Annotated in this window: 10 protein-coding genes; 4 read left to right on the forward strand and 6 right to left on the reverse strand. The window is 35.6% G+C overall.

Going from position 1 to position 14,127, the window contains the following annotated elements:
* Positions 1 to 160: 160 nt before the first annotated feature.
* The 6 genes from xylB to xylF all read right to left on the reverse strand — a co-directional run bounded on the left by xylB (position 161) and on the right by xylF (position 8,005).
* The gene (xylB, locus tag X926_RS04215) at positions 161 to 1,633 is read right to left on the reverse strand and encodes a xylulokinase (RefSeq protein WP_103065140.1); all 1,473 of its coding nucleotides are present in this window, start codon (positions 1,631 to 1,633) and stop codon (positions 161 to 163) included.
* A gap of 15 nt (positions 1,634 to 1,648) precedes the next feature.
* Positions 1,649 to 2,845, reverse strand: a complete 1,197-nt coding sequence (locus tag X926_RS04220) for an ROK family transcriptional regulator (RefSeq protein ID WP_103065141.1) — start codon at positions 2,843 to 2,845, stop codon at positions 1,649 to 1,651.
* Between the two features lie 23 nt (positions 2,846 to 2,868).
* Entirely contained in the window at positions 2,869 to 4,185 is a 1,317-nt protein-coding gene (gene xylA, locus X926_RS04225) for a xylose isomerase (protein ID WP_103065142.1), read from the reverse strand.
* Between the two features lie 33 nt (positions 4,186 to 4,218).
* Positions 4,219 to 5,313 (reverse strand): sugar ABC transporter permease, encoded by a 1,095-nt coding sequence (locus X926_RS04230; protein ID WP_103065186.1) that lies wholly within the window; start codon positions 5,311 to 5,313, stop codon positions 4,219 to 4,221.
* Positions 5,314 to 5,354: 41 nt separating this feature from the next.
* Complete coding sequence (locus tag X926_RS04235; RefSeq protein ID WP_103065143.1) at positions 5,355 to 6,893, reverse strand: sugar ABC transporter ATP-binding protein; 1,539 nt, start codon at positions 6,891 to 6,893, stop codon at positions 5,355 to 5,357.
* An 83-nt stretch (positions 6,894 to 6,976) separates the two neighbouring features.
* Positions 6,977 to 8,005, reverse strand: a complete 1,029-nt coding sequence (xylF, locus tag X926_RS04240) for a D-xylose ABC transporter substrate-binding protein (RefSeq protein ID WP_103065144.1) — start codon at positions 8,003 to 8,005, stop codon at positions 6,977 to 6,979.
* 360 nt (positions 8,006 to 8,365) lie between these two features.
* Here xylF and hutH point away from each other — a divergent pair, with 360 nt between their 5' ends.
* From hutH to hutI, 4 genes are read left to right on the forward strand one after another with little or no spacing between them, the layout of a single operon-like run.
* The gene (gene hutH / locus X926_RS04245; RefSeq protein WP_103065145.1) at positions 8,366 to 9,892 is read left to right on the forward strand and encodes a histidine ammonia-lyase; all 1,527 of its coding nucleotides are present in this window, start codon (positions 8,366 to 8,368) and stop codon (positions 9,890 to 9,892) included.
* A 17-nt stretch (positions 9,893 to 9,909) separates the two neighbouring features.
* Positions 9,910 to 11,937: a urocanate hydratase gene (locus tag X926_RS04250; protein WP_103065146.1), complete on the forward strand. Its 2,028-nt coding sequence runs from the start codon at positions 9,910 to 9,912 to the stop codon at positions 11,935 to 11,937.
* Positions 11,938 to 11,949: 12 nt separating this feature from the next.
* Positions 11,950 to 12,849: a glutamate formimidoyltransferase gene (gene ftcD / locus X926_RS04255; RefSeq protein WP_103065147.1), complete on the forward strand. Its 900-nt coding sequence runs from the start codon at positions 11,950 to 11,952 to the stop codon at positions 12,847 to 12,849.
* Positions 12,812 to 14,125 carry an imidazolonepropionase gene (gene hutI, locus X926_RS04260; protein ID WP_304465925.1) on the forward strand — a complete coding sequence of 438 codons (1,314 nt, stop codon included), beginning with the start codon at positions 12,812 to 12,814 and terminating at the stop codon, positions 14,123 to 14,125. The genes ftcD and hutI overlap by 38 nt, the downstream gene beginning before the upstream one ends.
* Positions 14,126 to 14,127: the final 2 nt, after the last annotated feature.

Raw genomic sequence — 14,127 nt, forward strand, 5'->3', positions numbered from 1 at the left:
TAGCGCCCCTTCGCCCCGCAGCCCGCCCATAAGGATAAAAGTTCTTTTCCCTTTTCCCCAGTAACCATCATTGTTTAATGATCCATACTAATTATATCACAAAAAAAGTCGGAATTAAATTAACAATTTTAAAAGCGGCTAAAGCCGCTCTTTTTATATATCATTTTTGAATTTTTGCCAACTCTTCGAAATTTCCCTTCAACGATTTATACAAATTCTTGTAAGTCTCATAATAATCATCGTAAATCTTGGTATCTTGATAATCAGGTTCAATAACTTCTTTAAATTTTACCCATTTTAAAACATCTTCAAGCTTTTGGCCATCTCCCACTGCAGCCAACATAGCTGCTCCATAAGCACCACCTTCATCAATTTCAGGCATTTTAACAGGCATTTTGAAGTTTGTTGCAACTATCTTTGCCCATGCTTTGTTTTTGGCCCCTCCTCCAACTATTCTAATATCTTTTATCTCTGTTTTTTCTTTTATAAGTTCAAAAGAATCCCTAAGGCCAAAGGTTATACCTTCCATAGTTGCCCTTAGTATGTCATTTTCAGTATTCAAAGAAGAAATCCCAAAGAAAACGCCTCTTGCGTTAGGATCTCTATGCGGGGTTCTTTCTCCGTTTAAATAAGGAAGAAAAATAATACCGTTTGAACCAGGGACTGATTGGTTTGTTCTTTCTTCTATTTCTGCCCAATCTGAACTGGGAAAAAATCGATTCTTTACCCAATTTAGAGAATGAGCGGCTGAAAGCATTACTCCCATGTAGTAATATTTATCTTGTATTACATAGTTAAAGTAATGTATTTTTCCAGATAAATCAGGAACTTTTTTTTCAGTGAGGGTTAAAACAGTGCCTGAAGTTCCGATACTAACCATCGACTCTCCCACTTTTGATATACCTATTCCAAATGCAGCTGATGCATTATCTGCTCCTCCAGAAACGACTTTTGTGTTCCTCCATCCCAATTCATTTTGCAAGCTTTCTTTTAATTCGCCTCGAATCCCATAAGAAGGATACAATTCAGGCATTATATCCATATTAATGCCAAAAGTTTCAAATATATCTTCATCCCAATAATTTGTTTTTACATTAAAACATGCTGTTCCAGAAGCATCCGAATAATCTATACCAATACTACCCGTTAACTTAAAAACAATATAATCCTTAGGTAGAAGAATCTTCTTTATTTTTTTAAAATTCTCTCCTTCATTTTCTTTTAACCACAGTATTTTTGGGAAAGTGAAACCTTCCAAAAAGGGATTCCCTATTTTGGAGATAACCTTTTCTTCACCACCAAAAACTTCTGTAGCTTTTTTACACTGGGGAGTGGTCCTTTGATCACACCAAAGGATTGCTGGCCTAATAGGTTTATTATTTTCATCCAAAACCACCAAGCTATGCATTTGTCCGGAAAACCCTATTACATCTATTTGATGCGTTCTGGAAACTTTTTTTAATATTTCGTATACACCAATCCACCAATCTTCAGGGTCTTGTTCAGCCCATGCAGGTTTGGGAACTTTCATTTCTAATGGATAGGAATAACTATCCAAAACTTCTCCTTCTTCAGATACTACTAAACCCTTCAATCCAGTTGTCCCAACGTCAATTCCTAAGTACTTATGCAAACTTATCACCTCATTCTAAATTACAGCTTTTTCTGCAAAATCATCCATCACCCTTAAATTTGCCCCCGTCAAACATGCTGTTTCTATATCAAAAACAGGTCTCAAGGGCTTTTTTAAAGATTTTAAGGTTGGCTTCAGAGCTCGAGTCTTTATAATATTTTCAATCTCTGTGAAATACTCATCCGGGAAAAGATACCCATACCCCCCAAAAATTACAAACTCAGGATTTAAGATATTTATTAAATTAACCGTCCCTACTCCCAAATAATATAACATCTGTTTAATTATTTCATCGGCGTTTCCTTCCTTCTTCTGGGCTTTTATAAGAAGATTTCTAAATTTTTCTTCGTAATTGTTGCCTTCCAATCGCCCATTGCTGTATTCATATATCTTAGAAACTGTATCAATTGAGGCAAACGTTTCCCAACATCCTTGATTATTGCAAAAACATTTTTCTCCATCTTCATCGATGCTCATGTGACCAAATTCACCTGCTGTGAAATTAGGTCCCAAATGAATTTGACCATCTATAAGCAAAGCTCCTCCTATCCCCTGAGATATGAAAACATAGACTCCGTTGTTTAGGTTGGCAATATTCTTGTTAAAATACATCTCTGCTTGTAGAGCTAACTTTGCCTCATTTGCAGCGAAAATTGGTTTGTCACATTTGGGTAGTTCCTTTAAAAGAGCTGCTTTAAGATCGATCTCACTCCAATTAAAATGAGGTACGTATTCGATAATCAAGTTTTTCCTATCAATCATTCCTGGAAAAGAAAAAGAAAGGCCTACTATATTATTCCCATTAGCATTTTCATATATTCTTTTTATCTCAACAGCTAATTTACCAATAAAAACATTAAAATTTTTTGGGGTTTCAAATTCAACAATCTTATTTATTGAATTGTTCATATATCCAAGACCTACGACTGTTTTTTCAACTCCAACCTTAACGATAATGGAAGCAGCAACGCCTTTCGCTGCTTCCAGTTTTATAGGTTTTCTTCCAACCCCTTTAGAAGATTTTCTATCTCCTTCTTCTATTAAGTTTTTAGAAATCAAATCATACGTAATCTTTGTCACAGTACTTTTATCCAAACCTGTAAGCTTAGAAATCTCATTTCTTGAGATTCCAGAATAATATCTGATCAAATTGAAAACCATTAATTTGTTTGAATATCCCATTCTTTCTGCATTGATTTTCTTTATCTTCAAAACAAAGCCTCCTGATTTATTGTCTATTCGTAGATATACAAATTTAATAAGTTTTCCAAATATTCTTGTCTTCCAGATTTTGGTACTCCCACTTTTTTATCTAGTACATACTCTTCGAGTTCTTTGAAATTAGTTCGTCCATCCACTATCTTTTTACCCATTCCTTCATTAAAACTATTATACCTTTTTTCTACAAAGTCTTCCAAAACTTTGTCTTCTAAAATCTTATTGGCTAATATCAATCCTAACGCAAATGCATCCATTCCTGCTATATGAGCGTAAAACAGATCAATATTTTCGTAAGAAGGTCTTCTAACATGTGAGTCAAAGTTCAAACCACCCGGAGCTATTCCTCCATTCTTAAGTATTTCATACATTGCCAAAACGTTTTCAAATACGTTTGTTGGGAATTGATCTGTATCCCATCCCAACAATAGATCACCCATGTTAGCATCAACGCTTCCCAATATATTATTTATCCTTGCATACCTTAATTCATGCTGAAAAGTATGACCAGCAAGAGTGGCATGATTTGCTTCTATATTGAACTTGAAATACTTATCAAGATCGTACTTTTGTAAAAATGCATAAGAGTTCGCAACATCAAAATCATATTGATGTTTTGTGGGCTCTTTTGGTTTGGGTTCTATCAAAAATTGGCCATCAAAACCAATTTCTTTGGCGTAATCTACAGCCATGTGTAAAAAATTAGCCAAATTGTTCAATTCCAACTCCATATTAGTGTTTAAAAGGGTTTCATATCCTTCTCTTCCACCCCAAAAAACATAATTTTCACCATTTAATTCCTTAGTAATCTCAAGTGCCTTTTTCACCTGTGCAGCGGCATAAGCATATACATCTGCATCACAAGACGTTGCTGCACCTTGCATAAACCTTGGATGAGTGAAAAGATTCGCTGTTCCCCAAAGAAGCTTTATACCTGTTTCTTTCATTCTTTCTTTTATTCTTTCTACTACTTTGTCTAATAACTTATTTGTTTCTCTCAACGTTTCTTGTTCATCAACTAAGTCTCTGTCATGGGTACAAAAATATTTAACCCCTAATTTGCTCATGAACTCAAATGCTGCATCACATCTTGCGTAAGCTTTATCTAAAGAATCTGAAAACTTATTCCACTCTCTGCTGGCACTTTCTATACCGAACATGTCCCTTCCTTCTGCGGTGAAAGTGTGCCAGTAGGCCACAGAAAATCTCAGATGTTCTTCCATAGTTTTATTACCAATTTTTCTCTTGGGATCATAATAGTGAAAAGCTAACGGATCCTTTGATTCCTTACCAACATACTCAACCTTTTTAATATCTTTGAAGTATTCTGTCATTTTAAGACCTCCTGTAAGTTTTTTTGTACATATTTAAGCCTCTTTCTTTTTACTTGCAACATCAAACCATACCGCAAATATTAATACTAAACCTTTTATTATAGACTGCCAAAAAACCGGGACATTCATAAGACTCATTCCATTGTCTAGACTTGCCATTACAATTGCTCCAATTACTGCACCAACAACAGTACCTATTCCTCCCATTAAGCTTGTACCACCTATAACACAAGCAGCTATAGTATCTAACTCAGCTCCTTCTCCACCCGAAACAGCCGCCGCATTAAGTCGAGAAGTTAAAAAAATGCCTGCAAAAGCTGCTAATAGTCCATTAATCATAAAAACTATAAGTGTAATCTTTTTTACGTTTATTCCAGATAAAGTTGCAGCCTGACTATTACCGCCAATTGCATATATATATCTTCCAAAAACTGTATTTTGAGAAATATAAGTGAAGAATATTAAAAGAATAACAGCTATTAAAACAGGAAAAGGAACTCCTCGATAAGAATTGAAAATTACAATAAAAATGGTTATTAATAAAATATAAGCCAATAATTTTAAAAATTCTACTCTCAAAGAGGGAGCATTTAATCCATGAGATTTTTTCTTCTTCCATGAATTAAGTTCTGCTAGTATTATGAGAATAGCACCGATAACTCCTATTATTATCCCTACAATGTTTGATAGATAACCTTTTCCCAAAAATTCAAAAAAACCTCTCATTGGACCAATAGTAGTACCTTTTGTAATTCCTAATAGAATTCCCCTGAAAATGAGCATGCCACCTAATGTAACAACAAAGGCTGGAACTCCTCGGTAAGCTACCCAATATCCATTCCATAGACCTATAAGAAGTCCAATACCTAAAGTAATGAGGATAGAAATAAAAGGATCCATTCCGTTCCACACATGCAAAATTGCTACAATACCCCCAGTTAGTCCTACAATAGAGCCAACCGAAAGATCTATTTGCCCCAATATTATAACAAAAACCATACCCATTGCTAATACTGATAAAAATACTGATTGTCTGAATAAATTAGAAATATTCCTAGCACTTAAAAAAGAACCTTCGGTCAAGATGGTAAAAAATACCCAAATTACTATTAGAGCTATTATCATCATGTACGATCTTAAACTTAAATTTAAACTAATCTTTCCCCTTTTCAAAACACCTCTCCTCCTTTAGTCCCAGTGGCAAGGTACATAACTTCTTCTTGGGTTAAATTGTGGTTGATATTTTCTAATTCTCCCATAAATTTACCTTCATGCATAACTATAACTCTATCGCTCATACCTATTATTTCTGGTAATTCAGAAGATATCATAATTATTGAAATACCTTGAGATGCTAAATCATTCATTAATGAATATATTTCTTGCTTAGCTCCAACATCTATTCCTTTTGTAGGTTCATCCATAATCAATATTTTTGGTGTTCTTATCAAATTTCTACCTAGTAAAACCTTCTGTTGATTACCTCCACTCAAAGTAGTAATATTTGTTTCTGGAGAAGAAGTTTTAATATTTAGTTGTTTGATCATTCTAAGAGCTTCTACTATTTCGTCTTCTTCAGATATTTTAAAATAACTACCAAACGATTTAATGAAAGTAATTGAAAGGTTTTGCCTTACAGATAGATTGGGAAATATCCCCAAATTTTTCCTATTTTCAGATAAATAAGCTATTCCGAGTTCTAACGCTTGCCTTGGTGAACTTATTTCTAATTCTTTGGAATTCAAAAATACCTTTCCACTTTTATTACTCGAATTGAATCCTATTATGCTAGTCATTAATTCTGTTCTACCCGCACCGACTAATCCAAACAGACCTAATATTTCTCCTTTTCTAAGGTGAAAACTAATATTTTCAACAACTTTTCTTTGAGAATCGTAATCCTCAAAAAGCGTATAATCACTCACTTCAAATACTATTTCGTTTGGAATATAACGTCTTTTGGGAAACATTTGATTTATTTCTCTCCCCACCATCATTTTTATGAGATCACTTTCTTTTACTTCACCAATGGGCCTTGTGTCAATTAATTTGCCATCTCTTAGAACGCTGACAGTATCAGCTAACTCAAAAATTTCGTCAAGCTTATGTGAAATATAAATAGACGTAACCCCTTCAGATTTCAACTCTTTTAAAATAGCAAACAATATCTTTGTTTCATTTTCTGTTAAAGATGAAGTAGGTTCATCCAAAATCAAAATATTACAATTTTTAACTAAGGCTTTAGCAATTTCAATTAACTGTTGTTTTGCAGAACCTAAGTATTTTACTTTATTAAGAACATTTTCATTCTCCATCTTCAATTTTTTTAACCATTCCTTAGCTTCCTTGATCATTTCATTCCAATCTATTGAAACTCCTCTTACAATAGCTTTACCCATAAAGATGTTTTCAACGATATTTAATTCGTCAAATAGGCTCAATTCCTGGTGAACAACAGCGATTCCTGCTTCTTCTGCTTCTTTTGGATTTCTAAATTTCACCCTTTCTCCATGTAGATAAATTTCACCTTCATAGGTTCCCAATGGATATATTCCACCTAATATACTTATCAAAGTAGACTTTCCTGCTCCGTTTTCTCCACAAATAGCATGGATTGTATTTTCCTCAATTTTTAAATTGATATTTTCAAGGGCTTTTACCCCTGGAAACTCTTTTGATATGTTTTTCAATTCTAAAAGAGCGGCCATTTAATCACCTCAATTGTTATGTGTTATAAAAATGAGACTGAAGGGTTAGGGATTGACCCCTAACCCAATATTCAAAGTTCTGTTTAATCCACTTTCGGCCATTGAGATTTGGGAACATTTTTATATACATCTTCTAACCTTTGGAAACCATCCTTTATAACCGTTTCTACTATATTAGTTTTATCAACAGGGATAGGCTCCAAGAAGAAAGTAGGAACCTCCTTATACTCATTGTTAATTGATCCATTTGTTACAATATGAATATCCTTAGCAGCTGAAACAGCCATAATAGCAGCCATTGTGGCGATATCCTTTATAGGTTTATAGACGGTCACTGTTTGTGTACCTTCAACTACTCTCTGGCAGGCAACCAGGTCTGCGTCTTGTCCAGATACTAAAACTTTTCCCGCTAGTCCTTGTTCCTTTAACGCTTCTACCGCCCCTCCAGCTGTACTATCGTTGGAAGCAACAATTGCATCAATCTGATTTTGAGTAGCGGTTAAAGCATTTTCTACAATCTTCATAGCTTCTTGCATTGACCAGTCTTTTGCCCATTGATCTCCTACTATTTTTATCGCCCCACTATCAATATATGGCTGAAGAACGTTCATTTGACCTTCTCTAACAAAATGCGCATTCATATCTGTTGGAGACCCTCCCAACAAGAAATAATTACCTTCTGGTTTCCTATCAACCAAGTACTGTGCTTGAATTTCTCCAATTCTTATTGGGTCGAAAGTAATGTAATAATCTAAATCACATTCCATTAAAAGACGATCATACGCAATTACTGGAATTCCGTTAGCGTGAGCCTCTTCAACCACACTTCCCATAATATAACCATCATGTGCAATGATAACTAAAACATCAGCTCCTTGATTCATCATGTTTTCAACCTGAGAAACTTGCAATAAATCATCATTATTGGCCGATTGTACAATAACCTTTGCACCAAGTTTCTCAGCAGTTTCAACAAAAATATCTCTATCTTTTTGCCACCTTTCAAGTTGCAAATTAGCAACAGAAAGCCCAATCAACACCTCATCCTTTGCAAATAAAGCACCACCAAATGTTAATAAAAACACCAGAAAAACCAAAAGAACTTTCTTCATTTTACTAACCTCCTCTTTTTTTGTTTTTTTACCATTAGTACTAATGGTAAAAACTGCATCTAACTACTTCCATTTTAAAATATTCTATTTATCATTGTCAATAGTAAGTTTATCCAATCAACTAATATTAGGAGCAATTACGAGCAATTATTTGCGATTAGGAAGCTTTTTCTTAGTTTTTCTTGAATTTTGTTAAAAATTGTTTTGTAAGATTTCATTAGATTTTCTTGTTTAATCGACTTAGATTGTTTTTAATCGACATTAATCAGCTCTATTTAAAAGTGAGAAATTTTTTTCACGGTGTTATAATTTTGTTAGAAGATGTGAAGTTTTTGCTTAATCGAAAGAGAGGTCTTATATTTGAAAAAGGTCTATATAGACGGCGAACATCTGAGTTTGGAAGATGTGATTAATGTAGCTAGACATTATTACGAAGTGGCTATCGATAAATCTGTCCTTGAGAACATTGAGAACTCCAGAAAAATTGTAGAAAAGTTTGCAGAAGAGGAAAAAGTCATATATGGTATAACTACTGGCTTTGGAGAACTCTGTAATGTTTTCATTTCGAACGATAAAACAGAGAAATTACAAAAGAATCTGATCAGAAGCCATGCATGCGGAATTGGGGATCCTTTGGATATAGAAACTGTTAGAGCGATTATGTTGCTTCGTGCGAATTCTTTGGTCAAAGGTTTTTCTGGAATAAGGTTATCCACCATACAAACTCTGATTGATATGATCAACAAGAAGGTTCACCCAATAATACCAGAAAAAGGATCTTTAGGAGCCAGTGGTGATCTTGCTCCTTTAGCCCATATGGTTTTACCGATGATAGGAGAAGGAGAAGCTTATTACGAGGGCAAACGGTTAAATGGAAAAGAAGCGATGAAGTTGGCGGGAATAGATACGATAAATCTTGTTGCCAAGGAAGGTCTCGCTTTGATAAATGGAACACAAGTTATGACGGCTATAGGTGCATTATCGATATACGATAGCATAGAACTTTTAAAAACAGCAGACATAATTTCATCGTTGAGTTTTGAGGCGCTGAACGGTGTCATCGAGGCTTTTGATGACAGGGTACACAATCTAAGACCTCATAAAGGGCAAATTGGGTCCGCTAATAATTTAAGGAAAATACTTGAAGGTAGTAAAATGGTGTCTCATCAAGGGGTATTACGTGTTCAAGATGCTTATTCCTTGAGATGTATCCCGCAGGTTCACGGTGCTTCACGTGATGCGGTAAATTATGTAGAAGATATCATCGTGAAAGAGATGAATGCAGCAACCGATAATCCTTTGATATTTTCAAAAGAAGAAGAAGCAATATCCGCGGGGAATTTTCACGGCCAACCAATTGCATTGGGCATGGACTTTTTGGCGATTGCTTTGTCTGAAATTGCAAATATATCAGAAAGACGAATAGAAAGGCTTGTTAACCCTAAATTGAGTGGGTTAGCTCCTTTTTTGATAGAAGAAAGTGGCTTGAATTCTGGTTTTATGCTGGTTCAATATTCAGCTGCTTCGTTGGTTTCAGAAAACAAAGTCTTAGCTCATCCTGCAAGTGTTGACTCGATTCCTTCTTCTGCAAACCAAGAAGATCACGTTTCTATGGGTACAATCTCAGCGAGGAAGGCGAAAAATATTCTAAACAACGTCCAAAAAGTATTAGCTATGGAAATGATGTGTGCTTGCCAAGCCATAGATTTACGAGGGAATAAAGGTTTAGGAAAAGGTTCAAAGATAGTTTATGATATAGTAAGAGATAAAGTACCAAAGATAAACGAAGACAGAGCAATGTACGAAGTGATAGATAAATGTGAAGACATATTAAAATCTGGCATAATCGTTAAAGAAGTGGAAAAAGTAATTGGTAAATTATTTTAAAGAAAGGAGAAATTATCATGGTGAACAATATCGATATTTCTAACGCAATGTCCATTAAGTTGGTTGATGAACTTCCTAGTATGCCCAAATTCATAGAAGGCATAAGAAGGGCACCTAAAAGGCCTTTGAACTTATCAAAAAGAGAAGTTGAATTAGCCCTTGCAAACGCCTTAAGGTACGTACCAGAAAATTTGCATGAAAAATTGGCTCCAGAATTTCTGCAAGAGTTGTTTACTCGAGGTAGAATTTATGGATACAGGTATAGGCCTGAGGGCAACATTAAAGCAAAACCTATAGATATGTACAAGGGTAAATGTATTGAAGGAAAGGCATTTCAGGTCATGATCGACAACAACTTGGATTTCGATGTCGCTTTGTATCCTTATGAACTGGTAACCTATGGTGAAACCGGTCAAGTTTGTCAAAATTGGATGCAGTACAGGTTGATTAAAAAATACCTAGAAGAACTTACAAGAGAACAAACCTTAGTTGTAGCTTCAGGACATCCCCTAGGATTGTTCAGATCAACTCCAAATAGTCCACGAGTGATAATAACAAACGCCTTGATGGTTGGGATGTTCGATGACCAAGAACATTGGATTAAGGCACAAGCTATGGGTGTTGCCAACTACGGGCAAATGACTGCAGGAGGTTGGATGTATATAGGACCTCAAGGTATCGTTCATGGCACTTACAATACCTTGTTGAACGCTGGAAGGTTGAAATTAGGGATACCACAAGATAGTGATCTAAGAGGACGTTTGTTTGTTAGTTCAGGTTTAGGTGGAATGAGCGGTGCTCAGGCAAAAGCAATAGAAATTGCAAGAGGGGTTGGGATAATTGCAGAAGTAGATTATTCCAGAATTCAAACAAGGCTCAACCAAGGTTGGCTAAAAACTTACAGCAAAGATTTGGACGAAGTTTTTGAAATAGCCTTCGATCATCTAAATAGAAAAGAATCCATTTCCATAGGTTATTATGGTAATATTGTAGATCTATTGGAATACATTGTAAAGAAAGGTATAAAGGTAGATTTGCTATCAGATCAGACGTCTTGTCACGCCGCCTACGAGGGAGGGTACTGCCCGCAAGGCTTGACTCATGAAGAGAAGAATCACCTCTTAGAAACAAATAAAGAGAGATTTGTTGAATTAGTCAACAATTCATTGAGAAGACATTTCGAGCTTATAAAAACAATGGTTGAAAGGGGAACCTACTTTTTTGACTATGGGAATAGTTTCATGAAGGCGGTTTTTGATGCAGGAGTGAAAGAAATAGCAAAAAATGGGTTAGATGAAAGCGAAGGGTTCATATTTCCCTCGTATGTGGAAGATATAATGGGGCCATTAATATTCGACTATGGTTATGGACCTTTCAGATGGGTATGTTTAAGTGGAAAAAGGGAAGATCTATTGAAAACGGACAAAGCAGCGATGGAATGCATAGATCCCAATAGAAGGGGCCAGGATAGAGACAACTACATATGGATTAGGGATGCAGATAAAAACAATCTTGTTGTTGGTACTCAAGCACGAATTCTTTATCAGGATGCTATGGGAAGGATGAAGATAGCCCTTAAATTCAATGAAATGGTTAGAAAAGGGGAAGTTGGTCCCATTATGCTTGGAAGGGATCATCACGATGCAGGCGGAGCTGACTCTCCTTTTAGAGAAACAGCGAATATAAAAGATGGGAGTAATATAATGGCTGATATGGCAACCCATGATTTCGCTGGAAATATAGCAAGGGGAATGAGTTTGGTAACATTACACAACGGAGGTGGAGTTGGTATCGGTAAAGCCATTAACGGTGGCTTTGGCTTGGTTCTGGATGGAAGCGAAAGGGTGGATGAAATAATAAAGGACGCAATTCCATGGGATGTTATGGTTGGGGTTGCCAGACGATCATGGGCTAGGAATGAAGCTTCTATAGAAACATCCATAGAGTACAACAAAGAAAACAAAAATACAGACCACATAACTTTACCGTACATTGCTGATGAAAATATGGTAAAAGATTTAGTTGATAAATATTATCAGGGTTAGGAGGTAGATACTTTGAACAAAATTGTAGAATGTGTTCCAAATTTCAGTGAAGGAAGAGATAAAGAAAAATTAGAGCGTATTGTAGATGAAATAAGAAAACAAGAAGGAGTAAAATTATTAGATTACTCTATGGACAGAGACCACAACAGAAGCGTAGTTACTTTTGTGGGGGAACCAGATCAAGTAATAGAAGCAGCTTTTAACGCTTGTAAAAAAGCGGCTGAATTGATAGATTTGAGAACCCACAAAGGTGAACATCCAAGAATGGGGGCTACAGACGTCATACCGCTCATTCCAATTAAAAACATATCGATGCAAGAGTGTGTAGAGTACTCTAAAAAATTGGCAAAAAGAATAGGAGAAGAGTTGAATATCCCCGTAATATTGTATGAAAAATCAGCCAGCCGACCTGAAAGAGAGGATTTAGCTGTTATAAGAAAAGGCGAGTTCGAAGGAATGTTTGAGAAGTTAAAACAAGAAGCGTTCAAACCAGATTTTGGCCCAGATAAACCGCATGAAAGTGCAGGAGTTACCGCCGTGGGGGCAAGGATGCCTTTGATAGCTTTCAACGTGAACCTAAATACCAACAACATAGACATTGCAAAAAAGATAGCCCAAGCTGTGAGAGGTAAAAGTGGAGGATTTAAATATTGTAAAGCGTTGGGTTTTGAATTGAAAGAAAGAAATATAGTCCAAGTTTCCATGAATATGGTTGATTACACAAAAACACCTTTGTACAGGGTATTTCAGGTGATAGAAAATGAAGCGAACAGGTATGGAGTGAACGTTGTTGGAAGTGAAATAGTTGGGTTGGTACCTTTGAATGCCCTTGTTGATACAGCTGATTACTTTTTAAAATTAGAAGATTTCAGTTATGACAAAGTTTTGGAGAATAGGATTTATGGCGATTGATATGAGCGAAAAAGCTACTTTAATAATAAAAAACATCTCAAATTTAATAACGATGAGAGGTCCTAATAGACCAAGAAAGAAAGAGGAAATGTCAGAAATTGGCTTAATAAAAAATGGCATAATTGCTGCTTCAAAAGATAAGATTATCTACGTTGGAAGTGGTGATTTGCCAAAAGACATAGAAATAGCTCAAGATGCAAAAATTATAAACGCCCAAGGGAAAACTGTAACACCCGGTTTAATAGACTCTCACACTCATTTGGTCCATGGTGGCTCAAGGGAATATGAATTATTTAAAAAATTAGAAGGTGAGAGTTACTTAGATATTTTAAGTTCTGGGGGAGGAATATACGACACCGTTGAATCAACTAAAAAGGCATCTTTTGAAGAATTACTTGAAAAGTCAGAAAAGAGTTTAAATAGAATGTTGTCTTACGGAGTAACAACCGTTGAAGCAAAAAGCGGTTATGGGCTTGATGACTTTGACACAGAATTGAAACAGCTTGAGGTCATAAGAGAACTCAATAGAATCCACCCCATAGATTTGGTTCCTACATTTTTGGGGGCGCATGCCGTACCTAAAAAGTACCAAGACAACGTCGATAAATTCGTAGATATACTCATAACTGAAATGATCCCGTATGTAGCAGAAAAAAATTTAGCTAAATTTTGTGATGTATTCTGTGAAAAAGGAGTTTTCTCAGTTGATCAATCCAGAAAAATACTTTCTGCTGCAAAAGAACACGGTCTATTCCTCAAAATTCACGCAGACGAAATAGAACCTTTAGGAGGTACCGAATTAGCTGCTGAGTTAGGCTGCGTTTCAGCAGATCATTTGGTAGGTGCAAGTGATGAAGGCTTGAAAAAAATGGCTGAGAACAACGTTATAGCTACCCTTCTTCCTACAACAACCTTCTTTTTACAAAGTGAGAAGTATGCAAACGCCAGAAAGATGATTGAACTTGGTATACCAATTGCATTATCGACCGATTATAACCCAGGAAGTTCGCCTACAGAAAATTTACAATTGGTTATGACGTTTGGGGCAATAAAATTACATATGAATCCAAAGGAAATAATTACATCGGTTACTATTAATGCGGCTTGTGCACTGAAATTAGAAGATAAAATTGGTAGTTTGGAGGTAGGTAAAAAAACTGATATGGCGATTTTCGATGTTCCAAATATAGAATACTTAATATACCACTTCGGAGTAAACCACACTCAAACTGTTATCAAAAATGGTGAAGTGTATGACATAGCCACGGTCTCTTGACA

This window comes from Petrotoga sp. HWHPT.55.6.3 (assembly GCF_002895495.1).
In the GTDB taxonomy this organism is placed as follows: domain Bacteria; phylum Thermotogota; class Thermotogae; order Petrotogales; family Petrotogaceae; genus Petrotoga; species Petrotoga mobilis.